Below are 18642 nucleotides of genomic sequence, written 5' to 3'. Positions count from 1 at the left end.
TGGACAACTCGGCGGGGGTTCACCCGGACGTGTCAGTCGTCGAAGCCCGGCTGCCAGCGCGCCACGATCTCGCGGGCCGTGACGTGGGCGTCGAGCTGGCAGAGGATGCCGGTCGCGCCCAGGGTCACGCGGTGGATCAGCAGGTACTGCGGCGGCAGGTTCAGGGACCTGCCCGTCTGCGAGTCCGGGCCGCGCAGGTCGCCGACGCGTTCCGCCTGCGACTGGAGCCAGCGGCGGGTGAAGTGGAACGACTCGGTGCGCAGCGGCTCCACGAAGGGGGCCAGGTAGCCGAGGACGTCCTCGCCGTGCAGCTCCATGCCCTCGCGGATGAAGTTCTCGGTGCGCAGGAGCTCGACCAGGTCGTCGGGGCGGCCCTCGAGGGCGAGCCTCGTCATCAGGCCCAGGGTCTTCGGCAGGCCGTCGGGGAGGCGGGCCACGGCGCCGAAGTCGATCACGCGCAGGCGGCCGTCGTCGCCCAGCATGAAGTTGCCGGGGTGCGGGTCGGCGTGCAGCAGGCCGGAGCGCGACGGGGCCGAGAAGTGGAACTCGGCCAGCAGCTGGCCCGCGCGGTCGCGGTCCTCCGCCGAGCCCTCGCGGATGATCTTCGACAGCCCGACGCCCGAGGTCCACTCGGTCACCATGACCTTGGGTGCCGAGGCGATGACGCGGGGGACCACGACGTGCGGGTCGTTCTCGAAGGCCTTGGCGAACGTGCGCTGGTTCGCCGCCTCGTCGCGGTAGTCGAGCTCCTCCAGGTACCGGTCGCGCAGCTCCTCCAGCAGCGGGCGCACCTCGGCGCCGGGCATGATCGCCTGGAGCAGCCGCGAGAACCTGAGCAGCTGCTTCAGGTCGGCGCGCAGGGCCTCGTCGGCGCCGGGGTACTGGACCTTCACCGCCACGTCGCGGCCGTCGTGCCACACCGCGCGGTGCACCTGGCCGATGGAGGCCGAGGCGGCGGGCTCGTCGTCGAACGACTGGAAGCGCTTCGCCCAGGCCGAGCCGAGCTGCTCGGCCAGCACACGGTGCGTGGTGCGGGCGGGCATCGGCGGGGCCGCGGTCTGGAGCTTGGTCAGCGCCTCGCGGTACGGGGCCGCGAGCTCGTCCGGGACGGCCGCCTCGAACACGCTCAGCGCCTGGCCGAACTTCATCGCGCCGCCCTTGAGCTGGCCGAGCACGGCGAACACCTGCTCCGCCGTCTTGGCCGTCACCTCGGCGTTGACCTCGTCGGCCGCGCGTCCGGTCAGTCGCTTCCCCCAGCCGCCCACCACCCGGCCGGCCACCCCGAGCGGGAGGCTCGCCAGCTTGGCGGTGCGTTGCACGGCCTTGCGCGGAATCTCGGTCACACAGCCATGTTATGTGCGGAGCACTGACAGTCAGGGTGCGGATACCAGCTTCGCCTCTCAGCCACGCCCGCCACCAGGTCGAGTTCGACAGTGGCGTTGAGCACTGGAGGCGGTGCCGGGGCGTGGCCGCGGAGGTGCACGAGCGACTCCAGGACCTGCACGACGGCCAGCGCCGCCGTTCCGGACGCGAACAGCACGTCGGAGGACGCGGGCTTGCCGACGAGCTGTGCGGCGATGACGGGCCACGCCGGGTCGTGGTCGGTGCGGTGCAGGTCCGCGCAGTTCAGGCAGCTCGTGCGACCGGGCAGGACCAGCGGTCCGACGATGCCGACGCCCTCGCGGACCCGCACGGCCAGGTGCGGCGTACGGGACGCCATCAGGCCGTTCACGACGGTCGGGTCGGGCACGAGCGTGGCCGCGAGGACGACCAGGTCGGCGTGGTGGGCGAGCCGGACGTTCGACTCCGCCAGGAGCGAGGTGATGGAGAGCGCGAGGTGGCCCGCACCCTGCACGGCGACCGCGGAACCGGCCGCGGGGAAGCCGTTGTCGAGCAGTCCGGCCTCGTTGAGCGATTCGAGAACTTCACCCAGCTGGGTGGGGTCCTCGCCCCGCGATCGCAGCCTCTCACCCAGTTCGGCGACGGTGTGGCGGCCGTCCAGGGTGAGCAGCTCGTCGACCAGCGCCTCGGGCAGCGAGTCGACCACCACGGCGTGCTTCGGGTCGGTGCCGACCTGCACGGCACCGGGGCCGCGGCGCACCACGGCGAGGCCTGCACGGACGCGGGGTCTGGTGTCCACGAGGGAGAGACTGGCAGGGGGCGAGGCCCCCTGCCAGCGGAAACGTCAGACCTTGGCCTTGCCGAGGATCCGCGTCATCTTCGTCCCGCAGACAGGGCAGGTGCCCTTCGCCATGCGCCGGCCGTTGGTTTCCTCGACCTGTCCGTCGAAGTCGCGCTTCTCCCGACACTTGACGCAGTAGCCGTTGTAGGTCTCGGCCACAGCCCCTCCCTTGCAGTTGTGAGTGCGGACACACTCGGGACCTTGGCGCGACGGTACCTCCGCGGGGCCGCGATTCCGCGCATGTCGTTCCCGCGCGTGTCCAGCCGCCGTTCGGTGGAACTTCACCCGCCGGGTGCGCGCCTGCGGCCGGTTGGGGGCGGAAATTTGTCGGTGCCGACGTTTACGGTGACTGCATGGCCGAACCGCGGGTGGAGGTGCGGCGGAGCTCCCGGCGCCGCCGCATGGTCAGCGCGTACCGGGAGGGCGACACAGTGGTCGTCCTTCTGCCGGCACGGATGACCAAGGGGGAAGAGAAGCACTGGGTGGCGGAGATGTTGAGCCGCCTCCAGCGCAGCGAGACGCGCAGGAAGTCCCCTGCGCGCACGTCGGACGAGGCGCTCATGTCGCGTTGTGCCGAGCTGTCGGCGCGCTACCTGGAGTCGCTCGCCGACCCCGTGAGCGTGCGCTGGGTGCCGCCCATGCGCACGCGCTGGGCGTCGTGCACGCCGAGCGAGGGCACCATCAGGGTGTCCGAACGGCTGCGCGACGTGCCGCCGTGGGTGCTCGACTACGTGCTGGTGCACGAGCTCGCGCACCTGCTCGTCCCGGGGCACGGCAAGGACTTCTGGGAGTGGGTCCACCGCTACCAGAAGACCGAGCGGGCCATGGGCTACCTGGAGGGACTCTCGGCCGCCGCAGGCTGGGGCATCTCCGAGGACTGACGGACCACGACGCGAAGAGCCCGGCGAGGGTGTGCTCGCCGGGCTCTTCGCATGTCCGCTCGCGGGAGGTGTCAGCCCGCGTCGGGCTTGCCGCCGTCCTCAGGCTTGTCGTTCTCGGGCTTGTCGCCCTCGGCGGGCTTCTCGCCGCTCTCGCGCATGGTGCGCTCCAGCTCCGCGATCGGGTCCTCGAGCGCGTTGCGCGTGTTGGTCAGGCGCTCGGCGAACTCCAGCGGGTCGTCGAGGTCCTCGGCGGTCGGGACGAGCTCGGCGTGCTCCCAGATGCCGTCGCGCACCTCGACGCCGTGCTGGTCGCCGACGAGCTTCCACAGCGCGGAGGCCGCCCGCAGCTTGCGCGGCCGCAGCTCCAGGCCCACGAGCGTGGCGAACGTCTGCTCGGCCGGGCCACCGGAGGCACGGCGGCGGCGCAGCGTCTCGCGCAGGGCCGGGGCACCGGGCAGGCGCTCGGCCACCGCGGCGTCGACCACGACGTCCACCCAGCCCTCGACCAGGGCCAGCAGCGTCTCCAGGCGGGTCAGCGCGGCCTTCTGCTCGGGGGTGGTCTGCGGTTCGAGCAGGCCGGAGCCCATGGCCTCCTCGATCGAGGCCGGGTTCGACGGGTCGATCTGGCCGGCGAGCTGCTCCAGGGCGGAGGTGTCGACCTTGATGCCCTTCGCGAACTCCTCGACGGTGTCGAGCAGGCGCTGCCGCAGCCACGGCACGTGCGTGAAGAGGCGCTGGTGGGCGGCCTCGCGGGCGGCGAGGAACACCATGACCTCGGACGCGGGGCGCTCCAGGCCCTCGGTGAACTTCTCGATGTTCGCGGGCAGCAGGGCCGCGGTGCCCTCCGGACCGAGCGGCAGGCCGACGTCGGTCGAGGTGAGCACCTCGGAGCCGAGCTGCGCCAGTGCGTTGCCCAGCTGCGAGCCGAACGCCATGCCGCCCATCTGGCCGAGCATCGCGAGCAGCGGACCGGCCGCCTGCTTCGCCTCGGCGGGCATCGCCTCCACCCACGCGCCGGACATGCGCTGCGCGACCGGGTCGCACAGGCGCTGCCAGGTCGGGATGGTGCGCTCGATCCAGTCGCGGGCGGTCCACGCCTGCGTCGTGCGCGAGCCGGCGGGCAGCGAGGTGACCGGGTCGAGCCACATCTCCGCCAGGTGCACGGCGTCGGTGACGGCGCTCGACTGGTCGGCCGCGAACCCGATGGTCGTCGTCGACGACGAGAGCTGCTGGAACGCGATCTGCTTGGCGAGGTCGTAGTTGACCGGCCCGCTCGACGTCCCGGCGCTGCTCAGCATCGAGCCCAGCTGGCTCAGCATGTTGCCGAGCTGGTTGAAGTCGAACGGGTTGTCTCCCGGCTTCCCGCTCTTGTCATCGGGGTCGTGCGGGCTGAACCCGAACGGCACGTCACTCATGCCTCTACCGTACGCGGATCGACATGGTCGTACGCTGTTCAGCCGTGAGTGAAACCGTCACGACCGCACCCCCGCCAGCGCCCCCGCCGAGGGAGCGCGGACTGACCCGCCGGACGTGGACGCTGGTCATCAGCTTCCTCGTGGTGGCGGCACTCGGACTGCTCGGCGGTTTCGCCAGAGTCCCGTACGTCGCGCTGGGCCCCGGCCCCACCTACGACGTGCTCGGCAAGGTCAAGGACACCGACGTGGTCTCGGTGGACGGCCAGAACACGTTCCCCACCAACGGAACGCTGCGCATGACGACGGTCTCGCTCACCGACGACGTGTCGTTGTTCGGCGCCCTCGGCCTGTGGCTGTCCGGCCGCTACGCGCTGGCGCCGCGCGAGGAGTTCTTCAAGCCCGGCGAGTCCGAGGAGGAGGTGCAGAAGAACAACGAGATCGCGTTCAGCGAGTCCCAGACCTCCGCGGAGGTCGCCGCGCTGCACTACCTCGGCTATCCGGGCAAGGTGGTCGCGAACCAGGTCACCAAGGGCAGCCCCGCGGACAACGTCATCCCGCTCGGCGCGCGGATCATCTCGGTCAACGGCAAGCAGGTGCAGAGCTCCGCGGACGTCAGCGCGGCCCTGGAGAACACCAAGCCGGGCGACCAGATCGAGGTCGCGTTCGAGAAGGACGGCACCTCGAAGTCGACGCAGCTCACCCTCGGCACGCGCGACGACGGCCGCACCGCGGGTTTCATCGGCATCTCGCCGGTCGACCGCGCCGACGTGCCGTTCAAGATCAAGATCAGCCTGTCCGACGTCGGCGGCCCCTCGGCCGGCCTGATCTTCGCGCTCGCGATCGTCGACAAGCTGACGCCGGGCGAGCTCAACGGCGGCAAGGCCATCGCGGGCACCGGCGAGATCACCGGCGACGGCACGGTCAAGCCCATCGGCGGCATCGCGTTCAAGATGGTCGCCGCCAAGGAGGCGGGCGCGACGGCGTTCCTCGTGCCGTCGGCCAACTGCCAGGACGCGAAGCAGCAGGCGCCCTCGGACCTGAGGCTGATCAAGGTCGAGAACCTGAAGGACGCGGTGTCGTCGCTGGAGGCGCTCAACGCCGGCAAGGACACGCCGAGCTGCTGACGGCCGCTGTCCGCTCGCCGCGAACAGCGTGCAACGAGATGACAACCCCGGCACCGCCTGGTGCCGGGGTTGTGCCAGCCTGGGGGTGTGACGACCGGGACTCGGCCTAGGGCCGCAGCGTGGCGAGCAGGGCGTCGGTGAGGTTGGGCGCCAGCTCGGGGTGCTCGACGACCTCCTCCGGCACCTCGACCGTGCCCCGCAGCCGCAGCACGCAGGAGACGGACCCGTCGCGCAGCACGGCCGCCACCAGGCGCGCCTCGCGGCGGGACGGGTGCTCCGCGGCGAACCTGCGGGCCGCCTCGTCGTCCAGCTCGCCGTGGCTCAGCTCGGTCTCCGCCTCCGGGGGCAGGACCACGATCTCCTGCGCGAGGGCGCACCCCGTCACGGCCGGGGGCCACTCGATGCCCGCCAGCGCGTCGCCCAGATCACCCTCGAGGGCGTCCTGGGCGATCGGGGTGAGCGGGCTCGCGTCGGGATCGAGCTGGTCGGCCAGCTCCGGTTGCTGGACGAGCAGGTCGGAGGTGGCCACGAGGGCGAAGAGTTGCGGTGGCTGCTCCCAGCCGCCTGCCGCTACGAACTCCTCTACCTCGCGGGCGACCGTCGGGAGGATGACCGCTGGCGTTTCACTCGCTGACACGCGTGTCATCGTAAGACTGCGGACTTCACGGGAACCCAGGACGTCGTCCGTAGAGTTGGACTAAACGTACGTATCGATTTACCGCGATCCAGGAGCGTGCCTCGTGGCCACACGGCCTCCGGTCGGACTGCCGAAACTGTCCCGGCGCAGCCGAATACTGCTCATCGTCGGTGTCGTGCTCCTGTTCGGTCTCATCACAGGATCGCGGCTGCTCGACACCTACGTGAACTGGCTGTGGTTCGGCGAGGTGAAGTTCCGCGACGTCTACAGCACCGTCCTGCTCACGCGGCTCGGGCTGTTCTTCGCCGTGGGCGCCGTCGTCGGCGGCATCGTCGGGCTCAACCTGTACCTCGCGTACCGGGCCCGGCCGGTGTTCGTGCCGGTGTCAGGGCCCGACGACCCGGTGGCGCGCTATCGCACCGTGGTGATGCGGCGGATGCGGTTGTTCTCGATCGGCATCCCCGTCTTCGTCGGCCTGATCGCGGGCGCGTCGGCCCAGGCGAACTGGCAGGAGATCCAGCTCTTCCTCAACTCGCAGCCGTTCGGCGTGACCGACCCGCAGTTCGGGCACGACATCGGCTTCTACGCGTTCCAGCTGCCGTTCTACGAGTGGCTGCTGTCGTGGCTGTTCGTCGCGACCGCGGTGTCGTTCATCGGCGCGGTGATCGCGCACTACCTGTTCGGCGGCATCCGGCTGGCCGGTCGCGGCGGCCAGCTCTCCGGCCCCGCCCGCCTGCACCTGGCGCTCGTCGCCGGCACGTTCGTGCTGCTGAAGGCCGTCGCGTACTTCTTCGACCGGTACGAGCTGCTGCTGCACGAGAACGAGAAGTTCGTCGGCGCGAGCTACACCGACCTCAACGCGGTGCTGCCGGCCAAGCTGATCCTGCTGTGCATCGCGGTGTTCTGCGCCGTGGCGTTCTTCGCGGGCGCGTTCATGCGCAACGTGCAGCTGCCCGCCATCGCGACCGTCCTGCTGGTGCTGTCGAGCGTGCTCGTCGGCGCCGCGTGGCCCGCGGTGCTGGAGCAGTTCTCGGTCAAGCCGAACGCCATCCAGAAGGAGGCCGAGTCGATCAAACGCAACATCGCGGCGACCCGGCAGTCCTTCGGGCTGACCGAGGACAAGGTCGAGACGAAGCCGTACGACGGCAAGCAGAACATCAGCAACGACCAGATCAAGACCACCGACGCCGGCACCCTGGGCAACATCCGCCTGCTCGACCCGGCGGTGCTCTCGCGGACGTTCACGCAGTTCCAGCAGCTGCGGCCGTTCTACGGGTTCCCGAACAAGCTCGACGTCGACCGGTACACAGTGGACGGGAAGCTGCGCGACTACATCGTCGCGGTGCGCGAGCTGAAGCTCGACAGCCTGCCGCAGGGCCAGCGCGACTGGATCAACCAGCACCTCATCTACACGCACGGCAACGGCTTCGTCTACGCCGAGGCCAACAAGGTCAACGCGGTCGCCGACGAGTCCAACGGCGGCTACCCGGACTTCAAGACCGGTGAGGTCAAGTCCAACGGCGAGGTCGGCAACGTCGCCAACGGCATCAAGGTCGACCAGCCGCGCACGTACTTCGGCGAGCTGTTCGGCGCGAACGACTACTCGATCGTCGGCGGCCGTCCCGACGGCTCCGCGGCCGAGTACGACACCGACGCCAAGTCCTACACCTACACCGGCACCGGTGGCGTCCCGATCGGCAGCCTGTTCAACAAGCTGGCGTTCGCGGCGTACTACGGCGAACGGAACATCCTCTTCAACCAGTCGATCGCCGACGAGTCGAAGATCCTGTTCAAGCGCACCCCGCGCGACCGCGTGCAGGCCGTGGCGCCGTGGCTGACCGTGGACAGCGACCCGTACCCCGCCGTCGTGAACGGCCGGATCACGTGGATCGTCGACGGCTACACCACCCTCGAGAACTACCCGTACGCGCAGCGCACGCAGCTGGGTGACGCGACGAACGACTCGCTCACCGCGGACGGCGTCGTCATCTCGCAGGTCAACAAGCCCGTCAACTACATCCGCAACTCGGTCAAGGCCACTGTGGACGCCTACGACGGCACCGTGAGCCTGTACCAGATCGACGACAAGGACCCGGTCCTCAAGGCGTGGATGGGCGTCTTCCCGAACACGGTGAAGCCCGGCAGCGAGATCTCCGACGAGCTGCGCCAGCACTTCCGCTACCCCGAGGACCTGTTCAAGGTGCAGCGGCAGATCCTGTCGAAGTACCACGTCTCGTCGCCGTCGGACTTCTACTCCGGTGTCGCCTACTGGGCACCGCCGCAGGACCCGACGATCGACAACGTGACGACGGCCGACGCCCAGCGCGACGCGGCGAGCAAGCGCCGCGACGCCCAGCCGCCGTTCTACGTCCTCGCCGGCGACCCGAGCGACCCGAGCAAGGTCCGCTTCCAGCTGACCAGCCCGCTCGTCCGCGAGAACCGGGAGTTCATGGCGGCCCACGTCTCGGTCGGCTCCGATCCGGACAACTACGGGAAGATCAGCGTCCTGCAGCTCAACCAGGACGCGAAGGGCCCGCAGCAGATCCAGACGCAGTTCCTCACGTCCGACAACGTCAGCCGTGAGCTCAACCTGCTGACCCAGCAGAAGACGACCGTCGTCTACGGCAACCTGCTCACGCTCCCGGTGGGCGGAGCGCTGCTGTACGTCGAACCCGTCTACATCGAACGCGCGTCGAACAACACGTCGTACCCGCAGCTGTCGAAGGTGCTCGTCTGGTACGGCGACCGGGTCGGCTACGCGTCCACGCTGAACGAGGCGCTGGACCAGGTGCTCAGCGGCGCCGGCGCGGTCGTGCCGCCGCCGAGCGACAACAACGGCAACAACAACGGCCAGACGTCCACGCCTCCGTCGACGCCGCCGTCGAACGGCAACGCGAACGGGACGCTGAGCCCCGACCTGCAGAAGGCGATCAACGACATCGACGCGGCGCTGGCCGATGTCCGCAAGGCGCAGCAGAGCGGGAACTTCACCGAGCTCGGCCAGGCCTACGCGCGCCTGGACGAGGCCTCGAAGAGGTTCAAGCAGTACAACACCGGTGCGGGATCGGCGCCGGCGACGAGCCAGTCGTCGGTTGTGCCGAGCCCCACACCCTCGGGCTGACCTCCCGATTTGCATTACCCGCTCCGCCCCGCGTAAGGTTCTATTCATACCGACGCGGGGTGGAGCAGCTCGGTAGCTCGCTGGGCTCATAACCCAGAGGTCGCAGGTTCAAATCCTGTCCCCGCTACAAAGTTGGGAAAGTCCTGTCTGCGGAATGCGCAGACAGGACTTTTTCGCATTGCATTGGGGGCGGAGCCCCCAAACCCCACCCCGGGGGCAAGCCCCCGGACCCCCGGCCGCCTTGCCTTCGGCATCGGCAGGCCCAATCCGGCAGGTCCGGCTTTCGTTGGTGGCTGAGGTGGTCGAACTGCCGAAAACCGCTAGTGACCTGCGGTTATGGTGGTTAGTGGGGGGTGGTGGAAAAGGGGTTTTCGAGGGGTGTAGAGTTCTCCTTACAACAGCAAGACAAGCTAGAAGCGGCGCGGGGTGGAGCAGCTCGGTAGCTCGCTGGGCTCATAACCCAGAGGTCGCAGGTTCAAATCCTGTCCCCGCTACTACGTCAGAAGGCCGGAACCCTCGGGTTCCGGCCTTCTGGCTTTTCTGTGGTTCCCGGTTTCAGGTCATGTTCTCCGCCCAGTACTGGGCGCACAGCATGCTGGAGCAGATGCGGCCCTCGCCGTTGACGGTGCGGTGCTTGCGGATCTGCTTGCCGCACACCATGCACTCGTCCTTGCCGGCCTGTTCCGGGATGCCCCCGGTCATCCACGCCCGCGTGTGCGCCGCCACCTTCTTGTGGTCCAGCCACTTGATGTTCTTCAACGTCCCCGACCTCCGAGTCTCGCTCCGCCTGGCAGTGATCATTTTCCCCGTTGCGCGGGCGTGGGAAAGGGGCCGGAGCGGACATCACCGGGTCGTGCGACGAGTGCCCTCGTCCGTCCATTCGGGTGGCTCCGGCCGGTGAGAGCCGTACCGCCGATCGAGTGAGGGCGGGGTGGTTTCGGTTCTGCGAAAGGCTTTTTCCATCCGGGATGGACACGGACGGTCAAGCGGCCAAACGCGTGAGGCGCGAAAACTGCCGCTTACTCAGCGAGACTTTTCGTTGCTCCGCATGGCCCATCAGACTAGCCCGGTGATCAGCCACAGTGGACAGAACGGCTGACCATTGTGGACAGCTTCCCCCGGACGTGGGAACGTTGCCGGTGTGTCAGACCTGAATGCGACCGCGGCCGCCCTGCTCGGGCTGCTGCACGACGGACCCAAGACCGGTGGCCAGTTGGTGGCGGAGGCCGGAGACCGCTTCGGCGCGTTCTTCAGCGTGACCCGCAGCCAGGTGTACCGCGAGCTGCCCGCGTTGGCCGACCAGGGACTGCTGCGCCTCGGCAAGCAGGGACCGCGCTCGAGCCAGCAGTACGTGCTGACGGCGGCGGGCAAGAAGGCCTTCAAGAACTGGCTCCTCTCCGAGCCCGGCCCCGACCACCTGCGCAGCCCGCTCATCCTGCGCCTGGTGCACGCCGGCTCGTTGACCGCGAAGCAGCGCGAGTCCCTGATCACGACCGCACGCACGACCTACGGTCAGGAGCAGGAAAGCGCGAAGAGCGCGGCCAAGACGGCGGAGGACCCCTACGCCAAGGCGGTGGCCGAGTTCGGTCTCGCCCACGCGAAGGCCGTTCTCAAGCTGCTCGACGCGATTCCGACCGCGTAGAGGAGAACGTCAGCGAGCACCGGTCGCGTACCACGACCGGTGCTGGCGTAATCTTTTTGCGTGAACCCGGACGTCGAAGCAGACATCAAGGAACTCTCCGCGACGCTCTCGAGCATCGAGGCGGTGCTGGACCTCGATGCGTTGCGCGCCGCTGTCGCGGACCTGGAGGCGCAGGCGACCCGCCCCGACCTCTGGGACGACCAGGAGAAGGCGCAGAAGGTCACCAGCCAGCTCTCCCACAAGCAGGGTGAGCTGCGTCGCGTCACCGGCCTGCGCTCGCGCCTCGACGACCTGCCGCTGCTGTACGAACTGGCGGAAGAGGCCGAGGACGCCGAAGCGGCCGCCGACGCGGACAACGACCGGGCCAAGCTGCGCGAGGAGATCGCGTCGCTGGAGGTCCGCACGCTGCTGTCCGGCGAGTACGACGAGCGCAACGCGCTGATCACCATCCGCGCCGAGGCCGGTGGCGTCGACGCCGCGGACTTCGCCGAGATGCTGCTGCGCATGTACTCGCGCTGGGCCGAGCGCCACAACTACGGCGTCGACGTGTTCGACACGTCCTACGCCGAAGAAGCGGGCATCAAGTCCGCGACGTTCCGCGTCAGCGCTCCCTATGCCTACGGCACGCTGAGCGTCGAGCAGGGCACGCACCGCCTCGTGCGCATCTCGCCGTTCGACAACCCGGGCCGCCGCCAGACGTCGTTCGCCGGCGTCGAGGTCGTGCCCGTCGTCGAGCAGACCGACCACGTCGAGATCGACGAGAAGGATCTGCGCGTCGACGTCTACCGCTCGTCCGGCCCCGGCGGCCAGGGCGTCAACACGACCGACTCGGCGGTGCGCCTCACGCACATCCCGACCGGCATCGTGGTGTCCTGCCAGAACGAGCGCTCGCAGCTGCAGAACAAGGCCACGGCCATGAACGTCCTGCAGGCCAAGCTGCTCGAGCGCCGCCGGCAGGAGGAGCAGGCGAAGATGGACGCGCTCAAGGACTCCGGCTCCAGCTGGGGCAACCAGATGCGGTCCTACGTGCTGCACCCCTACCAGATGGTCAAGGACCTGCGGAACAACCACGAGGTCGGCAACCCGTCGGCGGTGCTGGACGGGGAGATCGACGACTTCCTGGAGGCCGGCATCCGGTGGCGCAAGCAGTCCCAGCAGGGCTAGTCGCGCTGCCCCGATCCCCCGAGCACGTTCGGTCCTCCCACAGGGCCGAACGTGCTTTTTCGTGAACCGGTCGTGCCTGGTCGGACACGGCGCGTGGAGGGTCCGGCCCGCCCATCCGGGCGGGAAGTTAACCGGAACGGGGGCTTTACCCCGGCCATGAGTAGACTCGCGCCTCGTGATTCGTCTCGAACACGTTTCCAAGGTCTACAAGACCTCCACGCGTCCCGCGCTCGACGACGTGTCCGTCGAGATGGAGAAGGGCGAGTTCGTCTTCCTGATCGGGCCCTCCGGGTCCGGCAAGTCGACGTTCCTGCGCCTGCTGCTGCGCGAAGAGGTGCCGACCAGGGGACGCGTCTACGTCTCCAACTTCGACGTCGCCAAGATGTCGCGGCGCAGGGTCCCCCGCCTGCGCCAGTCGATCGGCTGCGTGTTCCAGGACTTCCGCCTGCTGCCGACGAAGACGGTCGCCGAGAACGTCGCCTTCGCGCTGGAGGTCATCGGCAAGCCCCGCAACACCATCGTCAAGGTGGTGCCCGAGGTGCTGCAGCTGGTGGGCCTCGACGGCAAGGAGGACCGGTTCCCGACCGAGCTGTCCGGTGGTGAGCAGCAGCGCGTCGCGATCGCCCGTGCGTTCGTGAACCGGCCGCTGGTGCTGATCGCCGACGAGCCGACCGGAAACCTGGACCCCGACACGAGCCAGGACATCATGTTGCTGCTGGAGCGGATCAACCGCACCGGCACGACCGTCATCATGGCCACCCACGACCACGGCATCGTCGACTCGATGCGCCGCCGCGTCGTGGAGCTGTCGTACGGCAAGGTCGTCCGTGATGACGCGCGCGGCGTTTACGGCGTCGGCCGCTAAGCGCTCCTAGATCCCCGACCCCCAAGGAACCCCGCCCCCGATGCGTACCAGCTTCGTGTTCAGCGAGGTCGTCACCGGACTTCGCCGGAACGTCACGATGACGATCGCGATGATCCTCACGACCGCCATCTCGCTCGGGCTGCTCGGCGGTGGCCTGCTCGTCGTCCGCATGGTCGACAAGATGCAGGCCAACTACGCGGGCAAGCTCGAGGTCTCCGTGCTGCTGACCAACGACGTCAGCGCCAACGACAAGGACTGCACGCAGCAGCCGTGCGCAGGACTGCGGTCGGCGCTCGAGCAGACGTCCGGTGTCGAGTCCGTGGTGTTCCAGAACCGCGACGACGGCTTCGAGCGCTTCAAGCGGATCTTCGAGGCCCAGCCGGAGCTGCTCAAGCTCGCGCGTCCCGAGGCGATCCCCGCCACGTTCCGCGTGAAGCTCGAGGACCCGGAGCGCACCGACGTCATCCGGCAGGCCTTCGAGGGCAAGCCGGGCGTCAAGGCCGTCGACGACCAGGGCAAGTTCCTGGAGCGGTTCTTCGAGGGCCTCAACGGCCTGCGCGACGTCGCCCTGATCCTCGCGCTCATCCAGGCGTTCGCCGCGCTGCTGCTGATCTCGAACACCATCCAGGTGTCGGCGTTCACCCGCCGCGTCGAGGTAGGCATCATGCGACTGGTCGGCGCGACCCGGTGGTACACGCAGCTGCCGTTCCTCATCGAGGCGGTCGTCGCGGGCATCATCGGCTCGGTCACCGCGGTCGGCGGCCTGGTGCTGTTCAAGGCGTTCTTCCTGGACAGGATCACCAGGAACCTCACCGAGTCGGGCATCATCCCGCCGATCGGCTACCTGGACATCCTGATCGTGTCGCCGTGGCTGTTCCTCGTCGCCATCGTCATCTCGGCGACCACCGGCTACGTGACACTCCGCCTCTACGTGCGGCTTTAGGCACTGCTTCACGGGTCCGTGTTCGCGATAGCCGGGGCCGAGACGGCCCCTGACGGCACGGGCGGCCGACCCACATACAACACCGGTATGCAGCTCGGCCGCCCGCACCGCCAGGAACCACCTCGGCCGCGCCTCTCATCGAACGAGACCCGTGAAGCAGCGCCTTAACGGCTTTGCCGGTCAACTAGAGTTGTCGTCATGGTCAAGGAACGCGGGCAGAAGGTCATCGCGTCGAACCGCAAGGCTCGGCACGACTGGGCCATTCTCGACACCTACGAGGCCGGCATCCAGCTCGTCGGCACCGAGGTGAAGAGCCTGCGCATGGGCCGGGCGTCCCTCGTGGACGCCTTCGCCCAGGTCGACGACGGCGAGATCTGGTTGCACGCCCTGCACATCCCGGAGTACGTCGCGGGCACCTGGACGAACCACGAGGTCCGGCGCAAGCGCAAGCTCCTGCTGCACAAGGCGGAGATCGAACGGCTGATCGGCAAGACCAAGGAGTCCGGTCTGTCGCTGGTCCCGCTGCAGATGTACTTCAAGGACGGCTACGTCAAGGTCGAGATCGCCCTCGCGAAGGGCAAGAAGGCCTACGACAAGCGCCAGGACATCGCGAAGCGTGACGCGAACCGCGAGATCGCCAGGGCGCACGGACGGGCCCTCAAGGGTCGCTACTGATGGGCCGGTACTGATGGCACTGGTGGACGTCCACGTCCACTTCATGCCGCAGAACGTCCTCGACAAGGTCTGGGCGTTCTTCGACCGCGTCCGCGAGTCCGGCGTCGACTGGTCGATCCACTACCGCACCGACGAGAACGCCCGGCTCACCGCGCTGCGGGAGCTGGGCGTCGTCGCGTTCGCGCCCCTGGTCTACCCGCACAAGCCCGGCATGGCCGAGTGGCTGAACGGGTGGGCCGCAGACTTCGCGGCACGCGTGCCGGAGGCCGTCGCCACGGGCACGTTCTACGCGGAAGCCGGCGCCGAGGCGTACGTGCGCAAGGCGTTGGAGGCCGGTGCGCGCTGCTTCAAGTCGCACGTCCAGGTCGGCGGCTACGACCCGCGCGACGAGCTCCTCGACGGTGTCTGGGGTCAGCTGGCGGAAGCCGGCGTGCCGGTGGTCGTGCACTGCGGTGACGGGCCGATGCCGGGGGAGTTCACCGGGCTCGGGGTCTTCGAGGAGGTCCTGAAGAGGCACCCGTCGCTGGCCGCGGTGGTCGCGCACGCAGGGATGCCCGACTACTCGGGAGCGCTGGACCTCGTCGAGCGCTATCCGAACGTGCACGTCGACACCACGATGGTCGGCACGCCGTTCACCGAGCGAATGACCCCGCTGCCGGCCGGCTGGCGGTCCCGGATCGGCGGCCTGGCCGACCGGGTCGTGCTGGGCAGCGACTTCCCGAACATCCCGTACCCCTATGAGGTGCAGCTCGACGCGATCCGGTCGTGGGGCCTGGACGCCGCGGCCGAACGGGCCGTGCTGCACGACAACGGCGCCCGCCTGCTTCAGCTGTCGAGGTAGGCCAGCACGGCGCGCACGCGGCGGTGCTCGGAGTTCGACGGCTCCAGGCCGAGCTTCGCGAAGATGTTGCCGACGTGCTTCTCCACGGCGCCGTCGGACACCACCAGCGTGCCGGCGATCGCGGTGTTGGACAGCCCCTGCGCCATCAGGCCGAGCACCTCGCGTTCGCGGGGCGTCAGCTTGTCGACCGGGCTCTTCTTGCTGCGCACCATGAGCTGCGTGATCACCTCGTGGTCGATGCTCGTGCCGCCGTCGGCGACCCTGCGCACCGCGTCGACGAACTCCTTCACGTCGGCCACCCGTTCCTTGAGCAGGTAGCCGACGCCGCTCGCACCGCCCGCGAGGAGCTCCACCGCGTAGCGCTCCTCGACGTACTGCGAGAGCACCAGCACCGGCAGCCCCGGATAGCGGCGGCGGCACTCGATCGCCGCCCGCAGGCCCTCGTCGGTGAACGTCGGCGGCATCCGCACGTCCACCACGCACAGGTCCGGCCGGTGCTCCGTCACGGCGTCCAGCAGCCCGTCGCCGTTCTCCACCGCCGCGACGGTCTCGATGCCCTCGTCGGCGAGCAACCGCTGCACGCCCTCCCTCAGCAGCACCGAGTCCTCGGCGATCACCACGCGCACGGCAACTCCGCTCGAATCACAGTCGGCCCACCCACGGGGCTGACGACGACAACCACACCGTCGATCGTGGCAGCCCGGTCCGCGAGGCCGGCGAGCCCGCCGCCGTGCCTCAGCTCCGCGCCGCCCTGACCGTTGTCCGTGACCTCCACCAGCACACCCGTCTCCACCCGCTTGACCCGCACGGTCGCCTTGGTGCCGTTGGAGTGCTTGGTGACGTTCGTGAGCGCCTCGCCGACGGTGAAGTACGCGGCGCTCTCCACCGCCGTCGGCGGCCGCGGCTCGACGTCCACCTGCAGGTCGACCTCGATCGGCACGCGGGCCGCCAGCGCGGACAGCGCGGCGTCCAGGCCGCGGTCACCCAGCACCGACGGGTAGATGCCGCGCGCGAGGTCCCGCAGCTCCTTGATGGCCAGTTTGGCGTCCGCGTGCGCCTCGGCGATCAGCTCGGCCGCGCCCTCCGGGTCGGAGTCCATCTTGGACTTCGCGCGGCCCAGCCCCATCGCCACGGCCACGAGCCGCTGCTGCGCGCCGTCGTGCAGGTCGCGTTCGATGCGCCGGCGCTCCGCCTCGGCCGCCTCGACGCCGCGCGCCCGGCTCGACTGCAGCCGCTCCGCCTCGACCGCCAGCTGGTCGGCCCGCGTCGGGCCCAGCATGGCGCGGGCGAACCTGCCGTGCAGCGAGCCCAGGGCCTGCGTGCCCATCATCGCGAACGGGATCAGCGCCAGCCCGATCAACGAGATCGGCCACGCCGACGCGAACGAGTCGATGGTCCAGAAGTCGCCCACGACCACGGCGAACGGCGCCGAGCCGATCCAGAACGGCACCCCGATGAACGCCGCCGCGACCGACCACATGGCGACGACGGCGGCGAACTCGAGGATGCCGATCGGCAGCAGCAGGAGCAGGTACCCGTAGTCGCGCCAGGTCGCCGGATCGGTGAACTGGGCCTTCCACCGCTGCCACAGCGTGCCCTCGGACCTCACGCGGTGCGGCTGGGGGATGTCCGTGCGCAGCGCCGCCCTGACCCAGGACCGCTCCAGCGCCGCGCCGCCGCGCACGACGTTCATCGCGAGCCACAACAGCGGCAGCCCCACCCAGATGACCGCTGTCGCGAACCCGACCACCGTCAGCACGACGGCCAGGGTGAACCAGAAGATGCCGGTCACCAGGTTGGTCAGCAGGTAGAACCCGGCTGCGAGCGCGTTCGGTTTCCTCATGACGTCCATGCTGTCGTTACCGCTGGTCAGAGACCATGTGGCTAGCCAGGAGGTCGGGGGTGGGGACAGCCCTACCCCGCCTCGGGAAGAACTCGTTCGCCCCAGTCGTTATGCTATGCGTACCACTACGAGGGGGTGAACGGTTTCGACTGTGGACGTTGATTCAGGGGAAGCGTGCCGGTGCAGGCGAGAGACCACCGCAAGCGTCATCGCAAACCAATAAGCGCCGAGTCCAACGACCAGCGCGCGTTCGCTCTCGCCGCCTGAGGCGAGTAGCAACGCTGTCGGCCTAGGAGTGCCTTCGTCCTAGAGTCCGGCATCAGCTAGAAGGCTTACCGGCAACTCCGGTCGCGGGAGTTGTTCGGGACATTCACAGCGGCTGGGCCTGTCACATCAGCTCGTTCGCGTGACTGATGGGGCCGAGTAGAGACACAGCGGACTGCGCACGGAGAAGCCCTGATGAGCCGCCACAGGACCCGGGTTCGATTCCCGGCACCTCCACCAGAGCGGCCCTACTTGAACCGCCGTCCGCAAGGACCACGGCAAGTAGGTCTGCATCGGTAGCAACGCCGAAGGCGGCTTCCTCGACCACGAGGGAGCCGCCTTCGGCGTTGTGGTCACCGTCCGTTGCCATCTGCCCGTGCTCAGTGGATGTACTGCTCATGCTGAGCAGCCCCTCCATTGAGCGTGTGAGAGCTTGGTCCTCTACCGCTCCACTGCCTTCCACTGGGTGGGCATCCAAGTGAAGCTTCTCGTAGATCACCTTCAGGACCGCCCGCTTGGTAGCGGCGTCGCCACGGCGGTAGAAGCCCTGAGCATCCGCCAGAAGGTCGAGCGCCGTCAGGAAGAATTGACGGCCAGCTTCGAGCTTGCTGCTCGTCTCGGACAGCTGTGACTCGATCTCCGTACGTTCGCGCTCGATCCCGGCCAGCTTCGCCTTGATCTTGGCCCGTGGCCAGTCTGGGTCGCCCAGCAGATCCAAGTACCGATCTTCCTTCGTCTCCAACTCGTCCAGGCGCGCTCCTAAGCGCCTCTTGAGGCTGTTCATCGTGGCCTGCTCGCCGAGCAGAGCCTCATCGAGCTGGCGGCGCAGCGTTGACTGCACCGCGTCGGTGATCCGTGCCCCACCGAGGTGTCGGTCAACAGCCTCCTCCACCTTGGCCACGCTGAGGTACGGCAAGTCGCACATGTGCTTTTGCCTGCCACGGCAGAAGAAATAGAAGTACTCGCCGCCGTTTCCCTTGCCACGCATGATGACCAACCTGTCGTGGCAGCGGTGGCACCACACCAAACCCTTGAGCCAGTGGTG

At 68.7% G+C, this 18642-nt stretch carries 17 protein-coding genes, 2 tRNA genes, 1 other RNA gene and 1 pseudogene; 12 read left to right on the top strand and 9 right to left on the bottom strand.

Features of this window, described 5'->3' with window-relative positions; genetic code table 11:
* Window positions 1–32: 32 nt before the first annotated feature.
* The 3 genes from VF330_RS08970 to VF330_RS08960 are packed head-to-tail and all read right to left on the bottom strand — an operon-like array spanning window position 33 to window position 2341.
* Window positions 33–1343, bottom strand: coding sequence for an AarF/ABC1/UbiB kinase family protein (locus VF330_RS08970; protein ID WP_330851042.1), 1311 nt, complete (start codon window positions 1341–1343; stop codon window positions 33–35).
* Window positions 1340–2140, bottom strand: coding sequence for a hypothetical protein (locus VF330_RS08965; RefSeq protein ID WP_330851041.1), 801 nt, complete (start codon window positions 2138–2140; stop codon window positions 1340–1342). The genes VF330_RS08970 and VF330_RS08965 overlap by 4 nt, the downstream gene beginning before the upstream one ends.
* A gap of 45 nt (window positions 2141–2185) precedes the next feature.
* Entirely contained in the window at window positions 2186–2341 is a 156-nt protein-coding gene (locus VF330_RS08960) for a DUF5679 domain-containing protein (protein ID WP_176946781.1), read from the bottom strand.
* 194 nt (window positions 2342–2535) lie between these two features.
* Here VF330_RS08960 and VF330_RS08955 point away from each other — a divergent pair, with 194 nt between their 5' ends.
* Entirely contained in the window at window positions 2536–3063 is a 528-nt protein-coding gene (locus tag VF330_RS08955) for a M48 family metallopeptidase (protein WP_330851040.1), read from the top strand.
* A gap of 71 nt (window positions 3064–3134) precedes the next feature.
* Here VF330_RS08955 and VF330_RS08950 read toward each other — a convergent pair whose 3' ends face one another.
* The gene (locus VF330_RS08950; protein ID WP_330851039.1) at window positions 3135–4478 is read right to left on the bottom strand and encodes a zinc-dependent metalloprotease; all 1344 of its coding nucleotides are present in this window, start codon (window positions 4476–4478) and stop codon (window positions 3135–3137) included.
* Between the two features lie 44 nt (window positions 4479–4522).
* On the opposite strand from VF330_RS08950, the gene VF330_RS08945 reads away from it, so the two are divergent.
* Window positions 4523–5602 (top strand): PDZ domain-containing protein, encoded by a 1080-nt coding sequence (locus tag VF330_RS08945; protein WP_330851038.1) that lies wholly within the window; start codon window positions 4523–4525, stop codon window positions 5600–5602.
* Window positions 5603–5708: 106 nt separating this feature from the next.
* Here VF330_RS08945 and VF330_RS08940 read toward each other — a convergent pair whose 3' ends face one another.
* Window positions 5709–6248 carry a PPA1309 family protein gene (locus tag VF330_RS08940; protein WP_330851037.1) on the bottom strand — a complete coding sequence of 180 codons (540 nt, stop codon included), beginning with the start codon at window positions 6246–6248 and terminating at the stop codon, window positions 5709–5711.
* A gap of 94 nt (window positions 6249–6342) precedes the next feature.
* On the opposite strand from VF330_RS08940, the gene VF330_RS08935 reads away from it, so the two are divergent.
* The 3 genes from VF330_RS08935 (at window position 6343) to VF330_RS08925 (ending at window position 9854) form a co-directional block, all read left to right on the top strand.
* Entirely contained in the window at window positions 6343–9360 is a 3018-nt protein-coding gene (locus tag VF330_RS08935) for a UPF0182 family protein (RefSeq protein WP_330851036.1), read from the top strand.
* Between the two features lie 53 nt (window positions 9361–9413).
* Window positions 9414–9487 (top strand) — tRNA-Met (locus tag VF330_RS08930).
* 293 nt (window positions 9488–9780) lie between these two features.
* Window positions 9781–9854, top strand: a tRNA-Met gene (locus VF330_RS08925).
* Window positions 9855–9915: 61 nt separating this feature from the next.
* Here VF330_RS08925 and VF330_RS08920 read toward each other — a convergent pair.
* Window positions 9916–10119 carry a hypothetical protein gene (locus VF330_RS08920; RefSeq protein ID WP_330851035.1) on the bottom strand — a complete coding sequence of 68 codons (204 nt, stop codon included), beginning with the start codon at window positions 10117–10119 and terminating at the stop codon, window positions 9916–9918.
* 382 nt (window positions 10120–10501) lie between these two features.
* Here VF330_RS08920 and VF330_RS08915 point away from each other — a divergent pair, with 382 nt between their 5' ends.
* From VF330_RS08915 to VF330_RS08890, 6 genes are all read left to right on the top strand, one after another.
* A complete protein-coding gene (locus VF330_RS08915; RefSeq protein ID WP_089921819.1) occupies window positions 10502–11002 on the top strand; it encodes a PadR family transcriptional regulator in 501 nt (166 codons plus the stop codon).
* Between the two features lie 60 nt (window positions 11003–11062).
* Entirely contained in the window at window positions 11063–12166 is a 1104-nt protein-coding gene (gene prfB / locus VF330_RS08910; protein WP_330851034.1) for a peptide chain release factor 2, read from the top strand.
* Between the two features lie 175 nt (window positions 12167–12341).
* Complete coding sequence (gene ftsE, locus VF330_RS08905) at window positions 12342–13031, top strand: cell division ATP-binding protein FtsE (RefSeq protein WP_030470385.1); 690 nt, start codon at window positions 12342–12344, stop codon at window positions 13029–13031.
* Window positions 13032–13071: 40 nt separating this feature from the next.
* Window positions 13072–13974 (top strand): permease-like cell division protein FtsX, encoded by a 903-nt coding sequence (gene ftsX, locus VF330_RS08900; RefSeq protein WP_330851033.1) that lies wholly within the window; start codon window positions 13072–13074, stop codon window positions 13972–13974.
* Between the two features lie 198 nt (window positions 13975–14172).
* On the top strand, window positions 14173–14649 hold the full coding sequence (smpB, locus tag VF330_RS08895; RefSeq protein WP_330851032.1) for an SsrA-binding protein SmpB: 477 nt from the start codon (window positions 14173–14175) through the stop codon (window positions 14647–14649).
* A 13-nt stretch (window positions 14650–14662) separates the two neighbouring features.
* A complete protein-coding gene (locus VF330_RS08890; RefSeq protein ID WP_330851031.1) occupies window positions 14663–15490 on the top strand; it encodes an amidohydrolase family protein in 828 nt (275 codons plus the stop codon).
* Here the strand turns inward: VF330_RS08890 and VF330_RS08885 are convergent.
* Together VF330_RS08885 and VF330_RS08880 are read right to left on the bottom strand one after the other, a co-directional pair.
* On the bottom strand, window positions 15475–16116 hold the full coding sequence (locus tag VF330_RS08885) for a response regulator transcription factor (RefSeq protein ID WP_285637739.1): 642 nt from the start codon (window positions 16114–16116) through the stop codon (window positions 15475–15477). The two genes, VF330_RS08890 and VF330_RS08885, sit on opposite strands and share 16 nt — an antisense overlap.
* A complete protein-coding gene (locus VF330_RS08880; RefSeq protein ID WP_414675360.1) occupies window positions 16104–17342 on the bottom strand; it encodes a sensor histidine kinase in 1239 nt (412 codons plus the stop codon). The genes VF330_RS08885 and VF330_RS08880 overlap by 13 nt, the downstream gene beginning before the upstream one ends.
* A 122-nt stretch (window positions 17343–17464) precedes the next feature.
* Between VF330_RS08880 and ssrA the strand changes: the two genes are divergently transcribed.
* Window positions 17465–17837: a transfer-messenger RNA gene (gene ssrA / locus VF330_RS08875) on the top strand.
* Window positions 17838–18477: 640 nt separating this feature from the next.
* Here ssrA and VF330_RS42045 read toward each other — a convergent pair.
* Window positions 18478–18624: pseudogene (locus VF330_RS42045) on the bottom strand (zinc ribbon domain-containing protein); the annotation flags it as partial.
* Window positions 18625–18642 lie beyond the last annotated feature (18 nt).

Source organism: Lentzea sp., assembly GCF_036380075.1.
Lineage (GTDB): Bacteria > Actinomycetota > Actinomycetes > Mycobacteriales > Pseudonocardiaceae > Lentzea.
This window is presented reverse-complemented; position numbering and strand designations above follow the sequence as displayed.